20 protein-coding genes and 1 pseudogene are annotated in these 23,445 nt (G+C 59.8%); 12 read left to right on the forward strand and 9 right to left on the reverse strand.

Annotated elements, in window-relative coordinates:
- Positions 1-8: 8 nt before the first annotated feature.
- The 5 genes from ABNT42_RS08775 to ABNT42_RS08795 all read right to left on the reverse strand — a co-directional run bounded on the left by ABNT42_RS08775 (position 9) and on the right by ABNT42_RS08795 (position 5,960).
- Entirely contained in the window at positions 9-2,006 is a 1,998-nt protein-coding gene (locus ABNT42_RS08775; RefSeq protein WP_155432855.1) for a DNA topoisomerase IV subunit B, read from the reverse strand.
- A 246-nt stretch (positions 2,007-2,252) separates the two neighbouring features.
- A complete protein-coding gene (locus ABNT42_RS08780; RefSeq protein ID WP_348696294.1) occupies positions 2,253-3,110 on the reverse strand; it encodes a GNAT family N-acetyltransferase in 858 nt (285 codons plus the stop codon).
- A 210-nt stretch (positions 3,111-3,320) separates the two neighbouring features.
- Positions 3,321-4,490 (reverse strand): hypothetical protein, encoded by a 1,170-nt coding sequence (locus ABNT42_RS08785; protein WP_348696295.1) that lies wholly within the window; start codon positions 4,488-4,490, stop codon positions 3,321-3,323.
- 1 nt (position 4,491) lies between these two features.
- The gene (locus ABNT42_RS08790; RefSeq protein WP_348696296.1) at positions 4,492-5,106 is read right to left on the reverse strand and encodes a GNAT family protein; all 615 of its coding nucleotides are present in this window, start codon (positions 5,104-5,106) and stop codon (positions 4,492-4,494) included.
- On the reverse strand, positions 5,106-5,960 hold the full coding sequence (locus ABNT42_RS08795) for a MoxR family ATPase (protein WP_348696297.1): 855 nt from the start codon (positions 5,958-5,960) through the stop codon (positions 5,106-5,108). Before ABNT42_RS08795 ends, ABNT42_RS08790 begins: the two co-directional genes overlap by 1 nt.
- Before the next feature lie 220 nt (positions 5,961-6,180).
- Here ABNT42_RS08795 and ABNT42_RS08800 point away from each other — a divergent pair, with 220 nt between their 5' ends.
- Together ABNT42_RS08800 and ABNT42_RS08805 are read left to right on the forward strand one after the other, a co-directional pair.
- Entirely contained in the window at positions 6,181-6,513 is a 333-nt protein-coding gene (locus ABNT42_RS08800; RefSeq protein WP_348696298.1) for a cytochrome c, read from the forward strand.
- Between the two features lie 9 nt (positions 6,514-6,522).
- Positions 6,523-6,864, forward strand: a complete 342-nt coding sequence (locus ABNT42_RS08805; protein WP_348696299.1) for a cytochrome c — start codon at positions 6,523-6,525, stop codon at positions 6,862-6,864.
- 151 nt (positions 6,865-7,015) lie between these two features.
- Here the strand turns inward: ABNT42_RS08805 and ABNT42_RS08810 are convergent, their stop codons facing one another.
- Together ABNT42_RS08810 and ABNT42_RS08815 are read right to left on the reverse strand one after the other, a co-directional pair.
- Positions 7,016-7,438 carry a DUF1841 family protein gene (locus ABNT42_RS08810; RefSeq protein WP_348696300.1) on the reverse strand — a complete coding sequence of 141 codons (423 nt, stop codon included), beginning with the start codon at positions 7,436-7,438 and terminating at the stop codon, positions 7,016-7,018.
- A gap of 108 nt (positions 7,439-7,546) precedes the next feature.
- Positions 7,547-8,209, reverse strand: coding sequence for an RNA pyrophosphohydrolase (locus ABNT42_RS08815; protein ID WP_348696301.1), 663 nt, complete (start codon positions 8,207-8,209; stop codon positions 7,547-7,549).
- A 203-nt stretch (positions 8,210-8,412) separates the two neighbouring features.
- On the opposite strand from ABNT42_RS08815, the gene ABNT42_RS08820 reads away from it, so the two are divergent.
- Complete coding sequence (locus ABNT42_RS08820; RefSeq protein ID WP_348696302.1) at positions 8,413-10,149, forward strand: proline--tRNA ligase; 1,737 nt, start codon at positions 8,413-8,415, stop codon at positions 10,147-10,149.
- Between the two features lie 38 nt (positions 10,150-10,187).
- Entirely contained in the window at positions 10,188-10,808 is a 621-nt protein-coding gene (locus ABNT42_RS08825; protein WP_348696303.1) for a lytic transglycosylase domain-containing protein, read from the forward strand.
- Positions 10,809-11,493: 685 nt separating this feature from the next.
- Here the strand turns inward: ABNT42_RS08825 and ABNT42_RS08830 are convergent.
- Positions 11,494-11,880: an SWIB/MDM2 domain-containing protein gene (locus tag ABNT42_RS08830; protein WP_348696304.1), complete on the reverse strand. Its 387-nt coding sequence runs from the start codon at positions 11,878-11,880 to the stop codon at positions 11,494-11,496.
- Positions 11,881-12,073: 193 nt separating this feature from the next.
- On the reverse strand, positions 12,074-13,441 hold the full coding sequence (gene ffh, locus ABNT42_RS08835; protein ID WP_348696305.1) for a signal recognition particle protein: 1,368 nt from the start codon (positions 13,439-13,441) through the stop codon (positions 12,074-12,076).
- A 216-nt stretch (positions 13,442-13,657) separates the two neighbouring features.
- Between ffh and ABNT42_RS08840 the strand changes: the two are divergent.
- The 8 genes and pseudogenes from ABNT42_RS08840 to ABNT42_RS08875 all read left to right on the forward strand — a co-directional run.
- A pseudogene (locus ABNT42_RS08840) lies at positions 13,658-13,777 on the forward strand (ABC transporter ATP-binding protein); the annotation flags it as partial.
- A gap of 22 nt (positions 13,778-13,799) precedes the next feature.
- Positions 13,800-14,603 carry a cytochrome c biogenesis protein CcsA gene (gene ccsA / locus ABNT42_RS08845; protein ID WP_348696306.1) on the forward strand — a complete coding sequence of 268 codons (804 nt, stop codon included), beginning with the start codon at positions 13,800-13,802 and terminating at the stop codon, positions 14,601-14,603.
- Positions 14,600-14,887 (forward strand): PP0621 family protein, encoded by a 288-nt coding sequence (locus tag ABNT42_RS08850; RefSeq protein WP_348696307.1) that lies wholly within the window; start codon positions 14,600-14,602, stop codon positions 14,885-14,887. Before ccsA ends, ABNT42_RS08850 begins: the two co-directional genes overlap by 4 nt.
- Positions 14,888-14,893: 6 nt before the next feature.
- Positions 14,894-16,576 carry an ATP-binding protein gene (locus tag ABNT42_RS08855; protein WP_348696308.1) on the forward strand — a complete coding sequence of 561 codons (1,683 nt, stop codon included), beginning with the start codon at positions 14,894-14,896 and terminating at the stop codon, positions 16,574-16,576.
- 12 nt (positions 16,577-16,588) lie between these two features.
- A complete protein-coding gene (locus ABNT42_RS08860) occupies positions 16,589-18,163 on the forward strand; it encodes a sigma-54 dependent transcriptional regulator (RefSeq protein WP_348696309.1) in 1,575 nt (524 codons plus the stop codon).
- Positions 18,160-18,822 carry a 1,6-anhydro-N-acetylmuramyl-L-alanine amidase AmpD gene (gene ampD / locus ABNT42_RS08865; protein WP_348696310.1) on the forward strand — a complete coding sequence of 221 codons (663 nt, stop codon included), beginning with the start codon at positions 18,160-18,162 and terminating at the stop codon, positions 18,820-18,822. The genes ABNT42_RS08860 and ampD overlap by 4 nt, the downstream gene beginning before the upstream one ends.
- Before the next feature lie 268 nt (positions 18,823-19,090).
- Complete coding sequence (locus tag ABNT42_RS08870; RefSeq protein WP_348696311.1) at positions 19,091-22,003, forward strand: ribonucleoside-diphosphate reductase subunit alpha; 2,913 nt, start codon at positions 19,091-19,093, stop codon at positions 22,001-22,003.
- 93 nt (positions 22,004-22,096) lie between these two features.
- On the forward strand, positions 22,097-23,212 hold the full coding sequence (locus ABNT42_RS08875; protein WP_348696312.1) for a ribonucleotide-diphosphate reductase subunit beta: 1,116 nt from the start codon (positions 22,097-22,099) through the stop codon (positions 23,210-23,212).
- The last annotated feature ends 233 nt before the right edge of the window (positions 23,213-23,445 follow it).

The raw sequence follows: 23,445 nt of genomic DNA on the forward strand, positions 1-23,445 counted from the left end.
AGTAATAGTTAGATATCAGCGTCGGCTTCGTTACCGTGTTCTTCGATCCATGCGCGACGGGCGGCGGCTTCGCCTTTACCCATCAGCATATTGAAGCGCGACGAAGCTTCCGTCAGGCCGAAGCCACCCAGCGCAACCGGCAGCAGACGGCGCGTATCAGGATTCATGGTGGTTTCCCACAGCTGTTCGGCGTTCATTTCACCCAGACCTTTGAAGCGCGAGATCGACCATGCGCCTTCTTTCAGGCCATCCTTACGCAGCTTGTCTTCGATGGCCGTCAGTTCGCCGTCGTCCAGCGCATACAGCTTCTGGATAGGCTTCTTGCCGCGTGCCGGTGCATCCACACGGTACAGTGGTGGGCGGGCGATGCAGATATTGCCGTTGGCGATAAGCGCCGGGAAGTGACGGAAGAACAGCGTCAGCAGCAGCACCTGAATGTGCGAGCCGTCCACGTCCGCATCGGAGAGGATGCAGATTTTGCCGTAGCGCAGACCGCTCAGATCAGGTGTGCTGGTGGCCGTGTGCGGATCAACCCCGATGGCCACGGCAATGTCGTGGATTTCGTTGTTGGCGAACAGCCGGTCCTTATCGGTTTCCCACGAATTCAGCACCTTGCCGCGCAGCGGCAGAATGGCCTGAAACTCCTTGTCGCGGCCCATCTTGGCCGAGCCGCCGGCCGAATCACCCTCGACGAGGAACAGTTCGGTGCGGGTTACATCGGACGATTCGCAATCGGTCAGCTTGCCCGGCAAAACGGCTACGCCCGAGGATTTTTTCTTCTCGACTTTCTGCAGCGAGCGCAGACGCGATTGCGCCTGTTTGATGACCAGTTCGGCCAGCTTCTTGCCGTGGTCAACGTGCTGGTTGAGCCACAGTTCCAGCGCTGGCTTGGAGAAGGTCGAGACCAGACGCACGGCATCGCGCGAGTTCAGACGTTCTTTGGTCTGGCCCTGGAATTGCGGGTCCAGCACTTTGGCCGACAGCACGAAGGAGACGCGCGCAAACACGTCTTCCGGCAGCAGCTTGACGCCTTTCGGCAGCAGCGAGTGCAGTTCGACGAAGCTCTTCACGGCGCCATACAGACCGTCGCGCAGGCCCGATTCGTGGGTGCCGCCGCTGACGGTCGGGATCAGGTTGACATAGGACTCGCGCACGATAGCGCCTTCTTCCGTCCATGCCACCACCCATGCCGCGCCTTCGCCTTCGGCAAAGCCTTCCGCATCGGGGCCGGCAAACTGGGCGCCTTCGAACAGCGGAATCAGGGTTTCGCCATTGCCCGTCTGGGCCAGCGTTTCGGTCAGATAGCCGCGCAGACCATCGTCGTATTTCCACGTTTGCGATTCGCCTGTCTTGCCGTTATTGAGCGTAACGGAAACGCCGGGCAGCAGCACGGCCTTGGAGCGCAGCAGGCGTTGCAGCTCGACTTGCGAGATATTCGGCGAATCGAAGTATTTACCGTCCGGCCATGCGGTGACGCGGGTACCGGATTTCTTGCCGTCGCGCGGCGCCACCACGGAAGCCAGCGGCTCCACCACGTCGCCATGTTCGAAGGCCAGCTTGTGCAGGCCGGTGCCGTCCGGCTCCTTGCGCCACACCGTGATCTCGAGGCGCTTGGACAGCGCATTGGTGACCGACACGCCGACTCCGTGCAGACCGCCCGAGAAGGCATAGGCACCGCCCGAACCTTTATCGAACTTGCCGCCTGCGTGCAGGCGGGTGAAGACGATTTCCACCGTCGGCACGCCTTCGTCGGGGTGCAGGCCGACGGGAATACCACGGCCATCATCCTCGACGGTGATGCTGCCGTCGGCATTCTGCGTCACGATAATATTCTTGCAATGGCCACCGAGCGCTTCGTCGGAGGCATTGTCGATCACTTCCTGGATGATGTGCAGCGGGTTCTCGGTGCGGGTGTACATGCCCGGACGTTGCTTGACTGGTTCCAGTCCCTTGAGGACGCGGATGGATGATTCGCTATAGTCGGAAACGGGTTTTTTAGTGGCCATACGTGATCAAGCTGATAATTAAATTACTGTGTTTATGTACAGTTTTATGCGAACGTTTGCGTATTCTATCCTCAACTGGCGGCAACCGCGGCAAAAAATCGACGCGCGCCTGCTGATTGGCGTTGTTTTACAGGGAGGCAGTGACATTCTGCCCGTTTCTGCGGCTGCGCTTGCATAGCCGGAAACGGGGTGGGGCAGCGTTGCTTGATATATCAGCGGATGAAGGGATGCCTGGACGGGAGGGTGTCAGGCCGGACGGCGCAGGAGTTCGTAGCCTTTGTCGGACTGCGCCAGATGCAGAAAACCGCGCTTCTGCAGCATGTGGCGCATGGCGGAGCCGGGCTGGCAGGCCGCGATCAGCGTCCGCTGCTTGTAGTGGGTGCAGAAGAAATCGACCATCAGGTTGCCCAGTCCCTGGCCCCGATAGCGCGGATCGACCACCATGGCATGCAGTTCACGGGGCAGAATCTGCTTTTGGTCTACGCCCAGTATCATCATGTAGCTGCGCACTTCACCCTTGACATCGGCGACCCAGAATTCGATAGGAACTGTGCTTTGCCCGCCCGTCCATAAGTCCCGCAACGCGGTACCATTCAGGATGCCGGCCTGGAAGGTGGCTCCCAGTGCCGCCTGATGTACGCTATCTGTCACTATTTTGTCGAAGCTGCCGACTTCGCCGGCCGCACTGGTGAGCTTGATGATGGCGGGGACATCGGTCGGTACGGCACGCCGAATGGCCGAATCCAGCCAGCGCCGGTGGCGTTCCTGACGGGCAGTGGCGTGGATCTGGCGGGCGTGATGGAGTAAATGGTCGCGCTGACGGCGCAGTGCCAGGACCAGTAGCGCTACACAGCCGTAGAAGGCGGCACTTTGCAGCAGATCATATAGCAGCATCAGGGTGGAGCCGTGCGGTGGCCGCATGGCATTGAAGTCGGTGACTCTGGCGATACTGGAAAGCAGCACGAACAACAGGGCTGGCCAGCGGCCCAGCCACCATGCGGCCAATGCGGTCGGTACACTGAGAAACGGTGCGTAAGAAATGGTGGCGCCGGTATCTATATCCAGCAGGAATATAAAGCTCTCAAGAAGCAACAGTGCGGCCAAGGTCTCGCGACGGTTCAAATGAAGCAGGCGCTGGCGAATTGTTCTTGGACGTAGCATGATCGCAGATCCGGATTGGGCAAGGGGCCTACAGGCTATACGGTGACCGGTGCGAGAACAAGTTGATGGTTGTTAGTAATTGTATCGGCGTGCAGGGATACACGCCACACTCTTGCAAGTTAAGTGTGGCGTGGCTGCCTACAGAATCTGCTGCTATTTGCTGAGTGTACGCATGGCCCGTTCCAGCCCGTCCATGGTGAGCGGGAACATGCGGCGGTTCATCAGCTGGTCGATGATGGAGATGGACTGGCGGTATTGCCAGATGCCGGCCGGTTCGGGATTGAGCCAGACGAATTTGGGGAAGGTTGCGGTAAAGCGCTGCAGCCAGACCGCCCCCGCTTCCGGATTGTTGTACTCCACCGAACCGCCCGGTTGCAGGATTTCATAGGGACTCATGGTGGCGTCGCCGACAAAAATCAGCTTGGTATCGGGCGGATATTTGCGCAGGATGTCCCAGGCAGGGAAGCGTTCGGCATGACGGCGGCGGTTGTTCTTCCACAGGTAGTCGTACACGCAGTTGTGGAAGTAGAAGAACTCCATGTTCTTGAATTCGCTGCGGGCCGCCGAGAACAGTTCTTCCGTGCGCTCGATGTGGTCGTCCATGGTGCCGCCCACGTCGAACAGCATCAGCACCTTGATGTTGTTCTTGCGTTCCGGCTGCATCTTGATGTCGAGGTAGCCCGCGTTGCTGGCGGTGGCGCGGATGGTGGCGTCCAGCGCTAGCTCTTCGGCCGCGCCGAGGCGGGCAAATTTGCGCAGGCGGCGCAGCGCGACCTTGATGTTGCGCGTACCGATTTCCCGTTCGCCGTCGTAGTCCTTGTAGTTACGCGCTTCCCACACTTTGACGGCGCTGCGGTTTCCGCCTTTGCCGCCGATGCGTATGCCTTCCGGATTGGTGCCGCCGTGGCCGAACGGCGAAGTGCCGCCCGTACCTATCCACTTGTTGCCGCCTTCGTGGCGTTCCTTCTGTTCTTTCAGCAGTTCCTGCAGGCGGTCCATCAGCTTGTCGTAGCCGTATTTCTCCAGCGCGGCACGCTGTTCTTCGCTCAGTTCGCGTTTCATGCGCTGCACCAGCCAGTCCAGCGGTATCGTGCCGTTCTGCTCGAAGGCCGCCTGTATCCCTTTGAAATACAGGCCGAAGGCGCGGTCGAATTTATCGAAATGTGCTTCGTCCTTGACCAGTGTGATGCGGGCCAGATAGTAAAAATCATCGAAGGAGGTGTCGATCACCTGCTTCTGCAAAGCCTCCAGCAAGGTGAGGAATTCCTTGATGGTGACGGGGATCTTGGCGTCCCTCAGCGTGTAGAAAAAATCGATCAGCATGTCAGACGGTTCCGTGTTGCGCCAGCTTGTAGCGCAGGTGCGCTTTGATTTCCGGCCATTCGCCCGCCGTGATGCTGTACATGACGGTGTCGCGCACGGTGCCATCGCGACGCAGTGCATGGTGGCGCAGCACGCCGTCCTTTTTAGCGCCCAGTCGTTCGATGGCGGCCTGCGAAGCGTGGTTGAAATTATCCGTGCGCAGGCCGACCAGTGCCGCGCCTAGCGTTTCGAAGGCGTGCGTCATCAGCATCAGCTTGCAGGTGGTGTTGACGTGGCTGCGCTGGGCGCTGCGCGCATACCAGGTGTAGCCGATTTCGAGCCGGGCGATGGCCGGCACGATGTCGTGGTAGCTGGTGGTGCCCAGCACCGTGCCGCTGGCCGCATCGAGCACGGCAAACGCCAGCCGTTCGGGGCGCTGGCCCAATGCTTTGGTAATGTAGGCGTCGACCTGATCGGGCTCCGGCACGGAGGTAATGCGCAGCTTCCACAGTTCGCCGTCGCTGGCGGCGGCGCGCAAGCCGTCCGCATGCTGCGGGCCTAGTGGTTCGAGGCGCACGCCATGCAGTTCCAGCGTGACAGGCGCGATGGGGGCGGCAGGGTGGGCGAGGGTATGCATCAGCGATTATTCCGCGACATGTAGACCAGACGTTCGAACAGGTGCACATCCTGTTCGTTTTTCAGCAGCGCGCCGTGCAGCGGCGGCACGATAGCTTTGGCATCGTCGCTGCGCAGCGCATCGGGCGGAATGTCTTCGGCCATCAGCAGTTTCAGCCAGTCGAGGAATTCCGAGGTGGACGGTTTCTTCTTTAGGCCCTGTACGTTGCGCAGGTCGTAGAAGGTTTGCAGTGCCTGTGCCAGCAGTTCTTTCTTCAGGTGCGGGTAGTGCACCTGCACGATCTGCTCCATGGTATCGCGGTCAGGGAACTGGATGTAGTGGAAGAAGCAGCGGCGCAGGAAGGCGTCCGGTAGTTCCTTCTCGTTGTTGGACGTGATGATCACCAGCGGGCGGTGTTTGGCGCGCACCATTTCGCGGGTTTCATAGACATAGAATTCCATGCGGTCCAGTTCGCGCAGCAAATCGTTGGGGAATTCGATGTCGGCCTTGTCGATTTCGTCGATCAGCAGCACTACCGGCTGATCTGTTGTAAAGGCTTGCCACAGCACGCCTTTGACGATGTAGTTATTGATCTCGCGCACGCGTTCGTCGCCCAGTTGGGAATCACGCAGACGCGATACGGCATCGTATTCGTACAGACCCTGCTGGGCTTTGGTGGTGGATTTGACATGCCATTGCAGCAGCGGCATGCCCAGCGCGGCGGCCACTTCTTCCGCCAGCATGGTCTTGCCGGTGCCCGGCTCGCCTTTGATCAGGAGCGGACGTTGCAGCGTCAAAGCCGCATTCACGGCCAGTTTCAGGTCATTGGTGGCGACGTATTGGTCGGAGCCTTCGAAGCGCGGGGTAGCGGACATGGTGCTTGAATTTCTACGGTAAACAAGGGAATCGTCAGTATAGGGGAGAACGCTAGAGGCGGGGCTCGGATGCGGGGCGCAACAGCGTGGTGCGTAGTGTGTTGTAACGGCAATGAATTGCGTAGCCGTGCAATATTTCTTGAGTTAGAATCGCAAGCTACATGCAAATGTCAAGTTTTTGCATCCGCGGTAGTATCCGATTACTTACCTTGCACACACTATGAAAAAAATCTCCGCACTCCTCGTGCTCGCTGGTTGCGCTAGTCTGGCTTCAGCAGCTGACCTCGTGGGCAACGCCCAGAATGCCAAAGCAAAGATTGAAATGTGTATCGGTTGTCACGGGATTCCCGGCTACAAAGCCAGCTTCCCCGAGTCGTTCCAAGTGCCGATGATCGGTGGCCAGTCGGCCAAGTTCATCGAAGGCGCGCTGAAGGCCTACCAGAAAGGCGAGCGCAAACACCCGAGCATGAAGGGTATTGCGGCCAGCCTGTCGGATCAGGATATCGCGGATATTGCAGCCTATTATTCGCAGCAAACGGCTAGCGCAAAATAAGGAGGGGACATGAAAAAACTGTTAATCGCACTGGCATGCGCCACCGTGTCCTACTCCGCTGTTGCGGGTGGCAATATCGATGCAGGCAAAGCCCTGACGGAAAAATATAGCTGCTTTGCCTGCCACGGCAAAGACTTCAACAGCCCGATCGACCCGACCTATCCGAAGCTGGCTGGCCAGCACAAGGATTACCTCGAGCACGCACTGACCGCCTACAAGCGCGGCGATGCAGCCAACGGCCGTAACAACGCCATCATGGGTGGTCAGGTCAAAGCCCTGAGCGATCAGGATATCCGCGACATCGCGGCCTACCTGCATAGCCTGCCGGGCAATCTGGTGTCGCGCCGCTAATCAACTAGCAACTAGGGGTCAGGTCGGGCAAAGTGCAGGTGTCAGGTCGGGCAAAGTGCAGGTGTCAGGTCGGGCAACTGGGCAACGGCTGAAGCTGCACAAATGCCCGACCTGACCCCGACACTTTGCCCGACCTGACCCCTTTTTATTTTTAGAGCAGGCGGCGTACGGCTTCTATATAGGCGACGCCATCGGGCGGGGTGCCGTTGCGCTGGGCGTTCCAGATCATTTCACCGAGGCACTCCATGATGGCGTGCTGGGCGGCGTGGGCGTCGTCCAGTTTCAGCGTCAGGGCCGTGGCGGCAGCACGGATGCCGGGCGGCTGGTCGATCGAGATCTGTTCGTCGATCGACAGGTGCATGGATAGATGCAGGAAGGGATTGGTGACGTTGCCGCCCGAGTAGTCGCGCGTCAGCGCGTGTTCTACGTCAGCCAGCACATCATGGTATTCTGGGTGGTGACGGATCCAGTCGCTGGCCATGGCTTCAAGCGGGGTCAGCAGTTCGTTGGCGCGCTGCTTGCGGAAAGTCTCGCAGAAGAAGCGGCGCACGTCGTCGGAAGATGGATTAAACATGGCGGTATTGTACCTGCTACGCTGCCAGAGGGTAGGTGCGGGGCGGATATGACAACGGGACAGCTAGCTGTCCCGTTGGTGTTTGTTGCGCTGCAAATCGAGGTGTGATCAGCTGCTCTTGCTGGCTGCATCGTCGCTACTGGCCATTGCTGGCAGTATTTCTGCTGCGCTGCCGCATGGTGCGGCCGGCGCAGTGCTTGCCGTATTCGCGGCACTGCTGTTCTGCACGGCAGCCGGCGCGTTGTTGCGCGGCTGGCGCAGATAGCGCGCGCCGTGGCGCCGCTCCTGCCCGTTGGCTGGCCAGGTCAGAAAACGCGATAACTCCTGCAAGGCGCGCTGGTACACATCGCGCTTGAATTCAATCACCACATCCAGCGGCACCCAGTAGTCATGCCAGCGCCAGGCGTCGAACTCGGGGTGGTCGGTCAGGCGCAGATTCACGTCATTGTCGCGTGCGCACATGCGTAACAGGAACCAGATCTGCTTCTGGCCACGGTAATGGCCGCGGATTTCCCGCTTGATAAAGTGATCCGGTACCTCGTAACGCAGCCAGTCACGCGTGCGACCGACGATTTTTACATGTTCTGCCCTTAATCCGATTTCCTCTTCCAGCTCCCGGTACATCGCCTGTTCCGGCGTTTCTCCATATTTAATGCCGCCCTGCGGAAATTGCCAAGAGTGCTCGCGCACCCGTTTACCCCACCACACCTCGTTCTGGGCGTTTAGCAGGATAATGCCGACGTTGGGCCGAAACCCTTCACGATCGAGCATATTGCACCTCAATACTTTCTGCGACCGAGCTCCCTGCTTATATTTTTGCCCACAAAACCGCACGCCGGCACGTCTTTCGGGGTACGAAAGCGGCCGGACAGGCATCAATTGAACGCATTTGTATAAAGTATGGACGCATCAGCCAGCTAATCCTTTAAAATTAGGTTGATTATAACCCTCTCTTTTTAAAAAGAATTCACCGTATGCGCGCCTCACGATTTTTTATTTCCACGCTTAAAGAAGCTCCTTCCGACGCCGAGATCGTCAGCCACCAGCTGATGATGCGCGCCGGCATGATCAAACGCCTTGGTTCCGGTATCTATACCTATATGCCCATGGGCCTGCGCATCATCCGTAAAGTCGAAGCCATCATTCGTGAAGAGATGAATAAAGCCGGCGCTATCGAGCTGCTGATGCCGCTGGTACAGCCTGCCGAACTGTGGCAAGAGACTGGCCGCTGGGACAAAATGGGTCCGGAACTGCTGCGCGTCAAAGACCGCCACGGCCGTGATTTCGCCATCCAGCCCACTTCGGAAGAAGTGATTACCGATGTTGTACGTACGGAAATCAAATCCTATCGTCAGCTACCGTTGAATTTTTACCACATCCAGACCAAGTTCCGCGACGAGCGCCGTCCACGCTTCGGCCTGATGCGCGGCCGCGAGTTCACCATGAAGGATGCCTATTCCTTCGACCGTGATCAGGCTGGCATGCAGCAGTCCTACCAGCGTATGTTCGACGCCTATGTGTCCATCTTCAACCGCTTCGGCCTGAAATTCCGCGCCGTGGCGGCCGATAACGGCGCCATCGGCGGTACCGGTTCGCACGAATTCCACGTCATCGCCAGCACCGGCGAAGACGCGCTGGTGTACTGCGCCGATTCCGACTACGCCGCCAATATGGAAGCGGCCGAAGCGCTGCCGCTGGCCGCCAGCCGTCCAGCCGCTGGCGAAGCGCTGACCAAGGTCGCGACGCCGAACGCCACCAAGTGCGAGACCGTGGCCGAACAGCTCAAACTGGATCTGAGCCGCACCGTGAAGACCATCGCCCTGACGGTGGAAACGGAAACCGACGGCAAACTGACTAAACAGTATTTCATGTTGCTGTTGCGTGGCGACCACGAACTGAACGAAGTCAAGGTCAACAAAGTGGCCGGTCTGGCTGCCTATCGCTTCTCGACCGAAGCAGAGATTCAGGAAGTGTACGGCTGCGTACCGGGCTATCTGGGCCCGATCGGCACCAAGGCACCTGTCACCGTAGTGGCTGACCGCACCGTGGCCAACATGGCCGACTTCGTGTGCGGCGCCAACGATGCCGGTTTCCACTACACGGGCGCCAACTGGGGCCGTGATACGGCCGAACCAGCCATCGTGGCCGACCTGCGCAACGTGGTTGCCGGTGACGCATCGCCAGACGGCAAAGGTGTGCTGGCGATCGAGCGCGGCATCGAAGTGGGTCACGTATTCCAGCTGGGTACGGCCTATTCGGAATCCATGAAAGCCACCTTCCTCGACGAAAACGGCAAGCCTGCACCGCTGCAGATGGGCTGCTACGGTATCGGCGTAACCCGTATTCTGGGTGCCGCCATCGAGCAGAACTTCGATGACAAGGGCATTATCTGGCCAGCCGCGCTGGCACCGTTCGAGCTGGTACTGTGCCCGATGGGGATGGACCGCAGCGAGGCTGTCAAGGAAACCACCGAGCGTCTGTACGCGGAAGCGGTGGCAGCAGGCATCGACGTGATTCTGGATGACCGTGGCCTGCGTCCGGGCGGCATGTTTGCCGACTGGGAGCTGATCGGCGTACCGCACCGTGTGGTGATTGGCGACCGTGGTCTGAAAGAAGGCAATCTGGAATATCAGGGCCGTCGCGATACGGAAGCGACTGCCGTGCCGGTGGCCGACGTGATCAGCTTCGTCAAAGGCAAGATCGCAGCGTGAAGCGGCATTGCAGGCTAGTGCGATGGATTGGCGCGGCAGTGTTACTGGCTGCCACGCTGCCTGCGCTGGCCGGCAACCAGAAAGAAGAAGCGCTGGCCGACTCGGTGCGGCTGGCGCTGGCGAACGCGATCCGTGATGCGGCGCCCCCCCAGCCCAGCTTCCGCACGGAGGCTGAGCGTCAGCGCTACCAGCACTGGCTGGAGCAGATGTCGGCGCGCCTGCAGCGGCGCTTGCCCGACCAGCAGACCCGTAGCGAATTCCTCGCCACCGTGTGGTATGAAGCCCGTCGTGCCGGCCTCGATCCGGCCATGGTGCTGGGCTTGATACAGGTGGAATCGGCCTACCGTAAATACGCCGTGTCGATGGTGGGTGCGCGGGGCTATATGCAGGTGATGCCGTTCTGGACCAGCGTGATCGGCGACCACAACCGCAGTGCGCTCTTCAATATGCAGACCAATCTGCGCTATGGCTGCGCCATCCTGCGTATGTATCTGGACATGGAAGCAGGCAATCTGTTTCTGGCGCTGGGCCGCTACAACGGTAGCCGCGGCAAGCCCGATTATCCGAATGCCGTACTGGCAGCATGGAACCACTGGAAACTGCCCGCCGAGATCGGCAACTCTATTACACCACGCATGTCAACGGGCGGCGCTCGCTAGTCAGCTTGCCGTTTAGTGTCTGCTGGCTGCATCAGGTGCAACAATATTCACCACCTGAACTAGCGTCTGGGTGCGTAGTTCATACGGTATCCTAACTCTGCGTCCTTTAAAGTCCTTCCTGTTGGGGATTTCGTCTAGTGTGGCACCGGCATACACTTCCATCCACGTAATAGAACTGATCGCTGGATCGTTCCAGTAGGCTAGCTTAATTAGCGCCTGCTCCTAGCCTTTAAGTGCGTCGATCAGAATGTTGCTGTCGAAGAGAACTAGCGCCATTCAGCCCTCAGCGCGCGCTGATAGTCCATTCCATCGGCAGGAATGTCATCCCGCTCTGCCCATATGCCGGCGATCTTCCTTAGCGCAGCCATGCGGCGGGCACGAGATTGCTCTATGGTTTCTTCTGGGGCGATCGGATTCTCGCAGCGGGCCTTTGCTGGTGTTTCGTCAGGACGGTTTAGCCCAGCCATGGCGACCTCGCACTAATTTGGACGATTTATCCAGTCTAGCCGAATTGCCGTAGTCCGGCACCGTTGCCACTTAATGTGGAGTTGGAAATACTGGGTAGTATTTGATGGCGCTCAAACAACGGAGTGTTGTCGGCAGATGGTTGCGCGGAATGGATGGGAACGCGAGAAGGGGAATTCTGTAACCCTTTGATGTAAAGGGTTACAGCGCAGTGCTGCGATTACTTCAGGTGGTCGGAAATGAGCTTGGTCATTTCGAACATGGACACCTGAGCTTTGCCGCCGAATACAGCTTTCAGCTTGTCGTCGGCATTGATCATGCGGCGGTTGGCCGGATCTTGCAGGTCGAGCTTCTTGATGTAATCCCAGACTTTTTTGGTGACTTCCGTACGTGGCAGCGGTGCTGCGCCGACGACGGCGGCCAGTGCGGCCGATGGGGTCATGGCCTTCATGAAGGCGGCGTTCGGTTTGCGCGGTGCGGCCGGCGCTTTTTTCACTGCGGCAGGCTTGGCTGCTGCTTTGGCTGGTGCGGCTTTTTTCGCGGCTGCCGGTTTAGCGGCCGCAGCTTTCTTAGCGGGTGCTGCTGGGGTTTTTTTGGCTGTTGCCATATTCGAGCCTCCTTAACGAACACATGGAAAAATTGCGCAATTGATCGCACCGGTTAATATTGGTGGTGATTTGCGGTATGTGCAAGTGTTTTTCGCGTTTTTTCCCGGAAACACCACGTAAACACAGGGTTTCCCGAGGGAGGCACAACGTTGCGGGGCATTTTGCCCCGCAATTTCCTACTTCTCGCTAGGCCTAGCGCATGCCTGGCATCATGCCCTTCATCGAGCGCATCATCTTCATCATGCCGCCGCCCGAGAGCTTTTTCATCATGGTCTGCATCTGCTCGAACTGGGTCAGCATGCGGTTGACTTCCTGCACCTGCACGCCAGCACCGGCCGCGATACGGCGCTTGCGGGTGGCTTTGATCAGTTCCGGTTTGGCGCGTTCCTGCGGCGTCATGGAGTCGATAATGCCCACCATGCGGCGCACCTGCTTGTCGGCCTGATCCATGTTGGCGCCGTTGGCAGCCTGCTGGAACTGGGCTGGCAGCTTGTCCATCAGATTGGCCATGCCGCCCATTTTCTTCATCTGGCCCAGTTGCGCCTTGAAGTCGTTCATGTCGAACTTGCCGCCTACCTTGATCTTGTTGGCCAGATCGGCAGCGGCCTTGCTGTCCACGCCTTTGCGGGCTTCTTCCACCAGCGCCAGAATGTCGCCCATGCCCAGCACGCGGTTGGCCATACGGGTCGGATCGAACGCTTCCAGACCGTCCAGCTTCTCCGACACACCGGCAAACTTGATCGGCTTGCCCGTGATGTGGCGTACCGACAGTGCGGCACCACCGCGCGAATCACCATCGAGCTTGGTCAGCACGATACCCGTCAGCGGCAGCGCATCGTTGAAGGCCTTGGCCGTGTTGATGGCATCCTGACCCAGCATGGCGTCGACCACGAACAGGGTTTCGATCGGCTTCACGGCGCTGTGCACGGCGGCGATTTCACGCATCATTTCTTCATCGATACCGAGACGACCGGCGGTGTCGATGATCAGGACATCGTGGTAGTGCTTCTTGGCCCAGTCCAGTGCGGCCAGCGCGATATCGACTGGTTTGTCCTGTGCAGTGGAAGGGAAGAAGTCGGCGCCGACCTGCCCCGTCACGGATTGCAGCTGGGCGATCGCGGCGGGACGATACACGTCGGCCGAGACGGTCAGGACTTTTTTCTTCTTCTCTTCTTTCAGGTATTTGGCCAGCTTACCGACCGTGGTGGTTTTACCCACACCCTGCAGACCTGCCATCAGGATGATGGCCGGCGGCTGCTGGGCGAAGCTGAGCTGGGTGGCTTCCGCGCCCAGATCGGCGCCCATCAGGGCCGCCAGTTCGCGCTGCACCACACCCACCAGCGCCTGACCCGGCGACAGCGAGGCGATGACCTCTTCGCCCATGGCTTTTTCTTTGACGCGGGCGATAAATTCCCGCACGGCTGGCAGGGCCACGTCGGCTTCGAGCAGCGCCATGCGCACTTCGCGCAGCATTTCGGCGGTGTTGGCTTCCGTCAGGCGGGCCTCGCCGCGCATGGTTTTAACGACCTTGGCAAGGCGTTGGGTAAGATTGTCTAGCATGTTAAACCCGGATGAAAACAGTGGCCGCCATTTTACCCCATCCACTGCCGCTAGTCGCCGTCACGCCGGCCGGGATGGTTTATATTCTTGTGTGGAAACAGACAGCACAGGGCGAGCTATTGGTATGATGCAATGATCACAAGAGTCCGAAGGATGAACCTGATGAAACGTACGATCTGGTGGAAGACGGTGGCCGAGAATATCGCTTTCGGCTTGCAGATTAAAGGTCTGGCCAAGCCCGAAATCAATGTCCTCAAGCGCGAACAGGGGCGGCTGATGATGGAAGAACAGCAGCGCCACCATAACGATGAACTGCGCATGGCTGCCGTCAACTGAGCGATAGTGTAAACTGGGGCTTATGCAGAATTTCCTACTTATCGCAGCCATCGTGCTGTATCTCGTGTGTGCAGCGCTGCCTTCGCGCCGCTCCGGTCTGATTTCCGCCATGACGGCACTGGCATGGCTGCTGCACGGCGCCGGCCTGTGGTTCGATCTGGCCAGCGTCGGCACTATCCGGCTCGGTTTTGCCGCCATGCTGTCGTCGGCGCTGTGGGTGTCGGTGGCGGCCTACTGGGTGGAAAACCGTAACTTCAGTCTGGACAGCATGCGCCATCTGGTGATGCCGAATGCCGCGCTGGTGGTGGCGCTGCAGGTGGGCTTCCCCGGTAGCGTGATCGCGCTGGAAGACAAGTCGCCCCTGTTCGGCTGGCATATCGCGATTGCCACCATGGCCTACAGCACGCTGACGGTAGCGGCCTTCCATGCCGTGCTGATGGCACTGCAGGAGCGTCACCTGCATGCGGCCACCCAGCGCAAGACTTTCCTGAGCAATGCGCTGGATCAGTTGCCGGCCCTGCTGACTATGGAAAAGCTGTTGTTCCGCATGATCAGTTTCGGCTTTGCCCTGCTCAGCCTCACCGTGTTTTCCGGCATCGTATTCTCGGAACAGGTGTTCGGTCAGGCGCTCAAGTGGGACCATAAATCCGTCTTCACCCTGCTGTCATGGCTGCTGTTTGCTGCCCTGCTGGCTGGCCGCCGCTTCCGTGGCTGGCGTGGCCGCACGGCGCTCAGTTTCACGCTGGCCGGTTTTGCTACCCTGCTGCTGGCTTATGTGGGTAGCCGCTTCGTGCTGGAAGTACTGCTGCACAAGGGGGGGCTATGAGCCGTCTGCTGTTCTGGCTGGCGCTGATCTGCCTGGTCGGCTTTGCCATCCGTAGCAAAATCCGCGAGGCGCAGAAGCGTCAGCAACAATACCATCAGCCGCCGCAGGGCACTGCCGGTGGCGCTAGCCCAGCCGCCGGTGCAGCGCGCCAGCAGGCCACGGCCGAAGCGGAAACCATGCTGCAATGCGCCCATTGCGGCGTGTTCTATCCTGCTTCCGAAACGGTGCAGGCGCGCGGGCGCGACTACTGCAGCGCGGCCCACGCGGCCATGCCCTCTGCCTGAGGCAGCGTGGAATCCGGCCACTCCGCCGTTCCGGCCGAATCGCGCGCTTCGTTCTGGCGTTCGCTGCAGACGCTGAGCATTTCGCGCGTGGTGATCGCGCTGGTGCTGCTGGTTTATCTGAGTTTCGACCGTAACGGCCTGCGTGCCGATAGCTCCTACCTGAATCTGCAGATCTGCGTCGTCTATTTAGTGGTGGCGCTAGGCTATGCGCTGCTGGCGGTGTACTGGCAGCAGCGCTTCCGCTGGCAGTTGCTGTCGCAGATCGCGGCCGATCTGGCCATCATTTCCCTGTTATTCATTGTCGGTGGCGGCTTGCGTAGCGGGCTGGCCATCCTGTACTTGTTCCCGCTGGCGGGGGCGGCCATCCTTGCACCGCTGCTGCTGTCGCTGTTCTGCACGGCGCTGGTGGCGCTATTCATGCTGGGCGAAAGCATCTGGCGTGTACTGATGATGGAGAGCGAGCGGCCATTCCTGCAGGCCGGCCTGTACGGCGCCGCCTTCTTTGCCGCCGTGCTGGTGGTGAACCGGCTGGCAGCGCGCCTGATCGGGCAGGAAGAACTGGCCATGCAGCGCGGCGTGGAAGTCAATGTGCAGCAGGCCGTCAACCAGCTGGTGATGGCCAATGTGGGCGACGGCATTCTGGTGGCGGACGGTGCTGGCCATATCTACGCCAGCAATCCGGCGGCCCAGCAGATGCTGGGCATGCTGGGGGGGCAGTCCGATTTCCGGCTGGCCGATGCGGGCGCGCTGGCGCCATTGGCCGAAGCCTATGCGGCCTGGTCCACGGAGCGCAGCCGCAGCACGGCCTATATCACCATCAAACCGTACGCGGACGACTCGCTGCAGCAGGTTACGGCCGCATGGAGCGTGCGGCGCGACTTGTCGGCCCATCTGAAAGTGCGCTTTGCAGCAGTCGACACGGCCGGTCTGGGTACGGAGCGCAGCGTGATCTTCCTGCAGGACGTGACGGGGATCGAAAATCAGGCGCAGCAGCTCAAGCTGGCCTCGATGGGGCGTCTGACGGCCAGCATTGCCCACGAAGTGCGCAATCCTTTATCGGCCATCGGCCACGCCACCGCCCTGCTAGGGGAGGACATGACGGACGGGGTGCAGACCCGTCTGCTGAAAATCATCGGCGATAACGTCAGCCGGGTGAATCGCATGGTGGAGGATATTCTCCAGCTGTCGCGCAAGGTCCAGCCCCATAACGAGCCGCTGGCGCTGGAAGGCTTCCTCACCGAGCTGGTACAGGAGTTCACCGAGACCCACGGCCTGCCGGCCGACATGCTGGGGCTGACGCTGGTGCCGGCGGGGCCGGTGCGCTTCGATGCCCTGCATCTGCGCGAGGTGCTGCTTAATCTGCTGAACAATGCGGTGCGCTATGCCAGCGGCGGCCCCCGTTCGATCCGGCTCGATCTGCGTAGCGTGCCGTCGCGCCCACTGGAACTGCATGTGCAGGATGACGGCCCCGGCATCGAACCGGAAGTGCGGGCCCACCTGTTCGAGCCGTTCTACACCACTTCCAGCAAGGGCACGGGGCTGGGACTATATCTGGCACGGGAATTATGTTTGAATAATGAAGCGCGGCTCGACTACGAATACCGCTTCGACGGCCAGCAGGATGGCGCTGGCAAGCCCCGTTCCAGCGGGCGTTTCGTGATTACTTTCGCCCATCCGGCGCAGAAGTAGAGAGGAAGTTTGATGACTGTTCGTTTTCCTCGCGTGCTGGTGGTGGATGATGAAGCCGACCTGCGCGAGCTGCTGGAACTGACGCTGCTGAAAATGGGGCTGGAAGTCGATTGCGCTGCCACGCTGGGCGAGGCGCGCGCACTGCTGGCGCAGTCTGGCGTGGAATACCAGCTGGTGCTGACCGATATGCGCCTGCCGGACGGGCTGGGGCTGGAACTGGTACGCGAAGTCAGCGCCGCTCACCGCAACACCCCGATCGCCGTAGTGACGGCGTTCGGCAGCGCGGAAAATGCCGTGGTGGCGCTGAAAGCGGGTGCGTTCGACTATATTTCCAAGCCGGTGGCGCTGGACCAGCTAAGGGTGATGGTACGTTCCGCGCTGCGCCTGAGTGGCGGCGTGCCGGAAGGGGAGGCGCCACCTGTCAAGCCGGCACCTAGCCGCCTGCGCGGCAGTTCGGCCGTGATCGAAGCGCTGCGCGCGCAGATTGCACGGCTGGCCCGTTCGATGGCGCCGATCGCCATCAACGGTGAATCGGGAAGCGGCAAGGAGCTGGCGGCGCGGGAAATTCATGCCCAGAGTTCGCGTGCGGCCAAGCCTTTCATCGCGGTCAACTGCGGTGCGATACCGGAAGCGCTGATGGAGGCCGAGTTCTTCGGCTACCGCAAGGGGGCGTTCACGGGTGCGGCCGACGAGCGCGACGGCTTCTTTCAGGCGGCGAATGGCGGCACCCTGATGCTCGATGAGGTGGCCGACCTGCCGCTGGCCATGCAGGTCAAGCTGCTGCGCGCCATACAGGAACGGCGCGTGCGCAAGATCGGCGCTACTGCCGAGGAGCCGGTGGATGTGCGCATCATCAGCGCCACGCACAAGAATCTGGTGCAGTGCGTGGAGCAGGGCAGCTTCCGTCAGGACCTTTACTATCGCCTCAATGTGATCGAACTGAGTCTGCCGCCGCTGCGCGAACGGCTCGATGACTTGCCCGTGCTGACGGACGGCATACTGGAGCGGCTGGGGACTTTTGAAACTCAGGTCAGGCTGGGCGACGGTGTGCTGGACGCTCTGCGCAGCTATTCCTTCCCCGGCAATGTGCGCGAACTGGAAAACATACTGGAGCGGGCGCTGGCGTTTGCCAATGATGGCGTGATACAGGTGGCCGATCTGGCGCTCAAGGGGGCCCGGATGGTAGAAGCCACCGTGCCGTTGCCGACGCCGACCACGCCGGCACCGTATCTGGCCGCCAGCGAAGCGGCAGCCATGCGTCTGCCGCTAGACGATAGTGCGGCGGCTGCCGCGGCGACGCATCTGGCACCTATGGCGGTGCTGTCCGCTGCTGCCACCGCGGTCCCGTTACCGCCAGCCGCACTGGATGGCGCGCAGCTGGCGGCTGACTGGCCGCCACTGCCCCAGATCGATGTGCTGCCGCCGAATCTGCCGGAATTCCTCAACCGGATCGAGCGCGAGCTCATATTAAGAGCGCTGGCGCAGACCCAGTTCAACCGCACCCAGGCCGCCCAGCTACTGGGCATCAGCTTCCGCCAGTTGCGCTACCAGATGCAGAAGCTCGATATTCAGGAGCCGGAAGCGTGAGCCAGCCTGCGGCTACGGCGGCGCAGGTCAGCGCTCAGGTGGACGCCGACGGCTGGTGGCCGCTGGCGCAGCGCTACGACAGCCCGCACTGCGACCAGCGCCCTGATCCTGCCGATATCACGCTGCTGGTGATCCACAATATCTCGCTGCCGGCTGGCCAGTTCGGCGGCCCGCACGTATCTGACCTGTTTACGGGCCGGCTCGATTATAATGCTGACCCCTCGTTTGCCGACCTGCGCGGATTGAGAGTGTCCAGCCACTTTTTTATCCGCCGTGATGGCCGCGTGATGCAGTATGTTTCTGCTAACGCGCGTGCATGGCATGCGGGGCGTTCGGAATTCTGCGGACGGGAAAAATGTAATGACTTCTCGATCGGCATCGAGCTGGAAGGCACTGATCACACCCCGTTCGAAGCGCACCAGTATGAGGCGCTGGTGACGCTGACGCTGGCTTTGCAGCAGTGTTACCCATTAGCCGATGTGCTAGGTCATGAACACATTGCGCCGGGACGGAAAACCGATCCCGGAGTGTTGTTTGATTGGTCACTTTATCAGCAAATCTGGCGCAAAAAGCGGGAACTGGCAACCTTGCAAACAGGCACGTTAGTGAGTGCTCTCGGCGAACTGCGCTTTGTAAAAGGGCTCCCGCAAAGTCAATAGAAAAATTGCCGTTTATAGCAAAATTTCCACTTGTCTTAGCCCACTCCGATCACTACAATCAGTGTATCGATTCACGTCTATCACTAGATATAGTAGTTCCCAAGACACCGGTTCTTAAACTATCTGCAATTGCTTAAGACCGGTCGATGATCCTTTTTAGTGCAAAAAACTGTCAGCCAGCAGCCAGGGCTGAACGCAGTATTTCGGCCTTTTTTATACAACATTACGTCGCGCAGCACTGACTGCACGCTGTTTTCGGGGAGCTTAAATGCAATCTACTCAAGACATCACCATCAATCCGGCACTGGTACCTGCAGTGGCCGCGAGCAACGCCAGCAGCCCTGTGACGGCCGCCAGCGACCTCGGTGACTACCGCATCATCCGCCGTAACGGCGCGGTCGTCGCGTTTGAACCGTCGAAGATCGCCGTAGCGATGACCAAAGCCTTCCTCGCCGTGAACGGCGGTCAGGGCGCGGCTTCGGCCCGCATCCGCGAACTGGTAGAACAGCTGACCGCCAGCGTGGTGGCCGCACTGGTGCGCCGCCAGCCTTCCGGTGGCACTTTCCACATCGAAGACGTGCAGGATCAGGTAGAACTGGCGCTGATGCGTTCGGGCGAACATGACGTGGCCCGTGCCTACGTGCTGTACCGCGCCAAGCAGATGGAAGAGCGCCGCGCCGCCAAGGAAGCCGCTGGCGCCACCGCCATCAACGCACCGCAGATCCACGTGATCGAAAACGGCGAGCGCAAGCTGCTGGAACTGGACCGTGTGTCGAACCTGATCAATGCCGCCTGCGCCGGTCTGGAAAAGCACGTCGATGCCGACGCGATTCTGGCCGAGACCATGAAAAACCTGTACGACGGCGTGCCAGTAGAAGAACTGCACAAGTCGGCCATTCTGGCGGCGCGCGCGCTGATGGAAAAGGATCCGGCCTACTCGCAAGTGACGGCCCGCATCCTGCTGCACACCATTCGTAAGGAAGTATTCGGCAAGGAAGTGGCACAGGCTGCCGCAGCCGCCGAGTACGTGAGCTACTTCCCGCAATACATCGCCAAAGGTATCGCTGCCGACCTGCTGGATACCAAACTGGCCGAATTCGATCTGGCCCGTCTGGCCAAGGCACTGGTGGCGGACCGCGATCTGCAGTTCGGCTACATCGGTCTGCAGACCCTGTACGACCGCTACTTCCTGCACGTACGCGACATCCGTATCGAAATGCCGCAGGCTTTCTACATGCGCGTCGCCATGGGTCTGGCGCTGAACGAAACCGACCGCGAAGCGCGCGCCATCGAGTTCTACAACCTGCTGTCGACCTTCGACTTCATGTCGTCGACCCCGACTCTGTTCAACTCGGGCACCCAGCGTTCGCAGCTGTCGTCGTGCTACCTGACCACCGTTTCCGACGATCTGGAAGGCATCTACGACGCCATCAAGGAAAACGCGCTGCTGGCCAAGTTTGCCGGCGGTCTGGGCAACGACTGGACGCCAGTACGTGCACTGGGCGCCCACATCAAGGGCACCAACGGCAAATCGCAGGGCGTGGTACCGTTCCTGAAAGTGGTCAACGATACCGCCGTGGCAGTGAATCAGGGCGGCAAGCGTAAGGGCGCCGTCTGCGCCTACCTGGAAACCTGGCACATGGACATCGAGGAATTCCTCGACCTGCGCAAGAACACGGGCGACGACCGCCGCCGTACCCACGACATGAACACGGCTAACTGGATTCCCGACCTGTTCATGAAGCGCGTGATGGAAAAAGGCGAATGGACCCTGTTCTCGCCTTCGGACACCCCTGACCTGCACGATCTGGTCGGCAAAGCCTTCGAAAAAGCCTATCTGGCCTATGAAGCCAAGGCCGCTGCTGGCGAAATCCGCGTATCGAAGAAAGTGGCTGCGCTGGACCTGTGGCGCAAGATGCTGTCCATGCTGTTCGAAACCGGCCACCCATGGATCACCTTCAAAGACCCATGCAACATCCGTTCGCCACAGCAGCACGTGGGCATGGTCCACAGCTCCAATCTGTGCACCGAGATCACCCTGAACACCAACGCCGACGAAATCGCCGTCTGCAATCTGGGTTCGGTCAACATGCCTGCCCACATGAAAGAGGGCAAGCTCGATCACGTCAAGCTGAAGAAAACCATCCGCACCGCCATGCGCATGCTGGATAACGTGATCGACATCAATTACTACGCCGTCGACAAAGCCCGTAATGCGAATATGCGTCACCGTCCGGTCGGTCTGGGCGTGATGGGCTTCCAGGACTGTCTGCACATGATGCGCATTCCTTACTCGTCCAACGAAGCCGTGGCCTTTGCCGATACCTCGATGGAAGCAGTGTGCTACTACGCCTATCTGGCATCGACCGAGCTGGCCGAAGAACGTGGCCAGTACCAGTCGTACAAAGGCTCGCTGTGGGACCGCGGCATCCTGCCACAGGATTCCGTCAAGCTGCTGGCCGAAGAGCGCGGCGGCTATCTGGAGCAGGATCTGTCGTCCAGCATGGACTGGACCCCGGTACGCGAACGCATCCAGAAGTTCGGTATGCGTAACTCGAACTGCGTAGCGATCGCTCCGACCGCCACCATTTCGAATATTATCGGTGTGTCGGCCTGTATCGAGCCGACCTTCCAGAATCTGTACGTGAAGTCCAACCTGTCGGGCGAGTTCACCGAGATCAACGCCTATCTGGTACGTGACCTGAAAGCACGCGACCTGTGGGATGAAGTGATGATCGCCGACCTGAAGTACTTCGACGGCTCGCTGGCCAAGATCGACCGCATCCCGCAAGATCTGCGTGACATTTATGCAACCGCCTTCGAAGTCTCGCCGACCTGGCTGGTAGAAGCGGCTTCGCGTCGTCAGAAATGGATCGATCAGGCGCAATCGCTGAACATCTACATGGCAGGCGCGTCCGGTAAGAAGCTCGATGAGACCTACAAGCTGGCATGGCTGCGTGGCCTGAAAACCACCTACTACCTGCGTACCATTGCAGCGACCCACCTGGAGAAATCCACCACCCGTACCGGCGCGCTGAACGCCGTGGCGGTCGATGGCGGTGTTTCGGCCAGCGCGGCTGCAGCAGCGCCGGCAGCACCGGCACCGGTAGTGGCCGAAGGTGCGGCCTGCTACCTGCGTCCGGGTGACGACGGTTTCGAGGAATGCGAAGCCTGCCAGTAAAAACTCTGCGTGCCGGTGCATCGGGTGATGGGCCGGCCGCTCCGATTTAATTAGAAACTTAATTGATCTAACCGAATTCTGAAGGAAAACACTATGTCGCTGTCCTGGGACGATGAGGCCACCACGGCCACCCCTCAAGCTGTCAATCAAGCTGCACTGGAGTCGGGCGAAGCCAGCGCCGAGCAGGTCGCCCTGCGCGTGAATGCCGACGACAAGCGCATCATCAACGGTAAAACCGACGTCAACCAGCTGGTACCGTTCAAATACAAATGGGCCTGGGATAAATACCTGGCCGGCTGCGCCAACCACTGGATGCCGCAGGAAGTGAATATGCAGCGCGATATCGAGCTGTGGAAGAACCCGAACGGTCTGACCGAAGACGAGCGCCGTCTGGTAAAACGCAATCTGGGCTTCTTCGTGACGGCTGACTCGCTGGCCGCCAACAACATCGTGCTGGGCACCTACCGCCACATCACGGCGCCGGAATGCCGCCAGTACCTGCTGCGTCAGGCCTTCGAAGAGGCGATCCACACCCACGCCTACCAGTACATCGTCGAGTCGCTGGGTCTGGACGAGGGCGAGATCTTCAACGCCTACAACGAGATCAAGTCGATCCGTGACAAGGACGAGTTCCTGATCCCGTTCATCAACACCCTGACCGATCCTAAGTTCACCACCGGCACGGTGGAAAGCGACCAGACCCTGCTCAAGTCGCTGATCGTGTTCGCCTGCCTGATGGAAGGTCTGTTCTTCTATGTGGGCTTCACCCAGATTCTGGCGCTGGGCCGTCAGAACAAGATGATGGGCGCGGCCGAACAGTATCAGTACATCCTGCGTGACGAATCGATGCATTGCAACTTCGGCATCGACCTGATTAACACCATCAAGATGGAAAACCCGCTGCTGTGGACTCCTGCCTTCAAGGAAGAAATCAAGCAGCTGTTCCTGCGCGCCGTGGATCTGGAATACGCCTACGCCGAAGACACCATGCCACGTGGCGTGCTGGGTTTGAACGCCACCATGTTCAAAGGCTACCTGCGCTTCATCGCCAACCGCCGTGCTACCCAGATCGGTCTGGAGACGCTGTTCGATCAGGAAGACAATCCGTTCCCATGGATGAGCGAGATGATCGACCTGAAAAAAGAGCGTAACTTCTTCGAGACCCGCGTTACCGAATACCAGACCGGTGGTGCGCTGAACTGGGACTAATTAACTAGTCTCGTGGTCATACAAAAAAACGGATCCTGCGGGATCCGTTTTTTTTTGCGCGCGCTGCACGCTTGCGGTGCTTGCCATTCGCTGCGCTCTGTCTCATAATCGCGACGAATTTGAAAACAGTGTATCGTGCTCGCGTGATGACAATGCGGCGACGCTCGCGGAATCGCAACCGGCAGCGCACCAAATCGATCCGGAACTGTAACGGTTTAAAGAAACCCTGCTGG

This window comes from Duganella fentianensis, assembly GCF_964031615.1.
Classification (GTDB): domain Bacteria; phylum Pseudomonadota; class Gammaproteobacteria; order Burkholderiales; family Burkholderiaceae_D; genus Rugamonas; species Rugamonas fentianensis_A.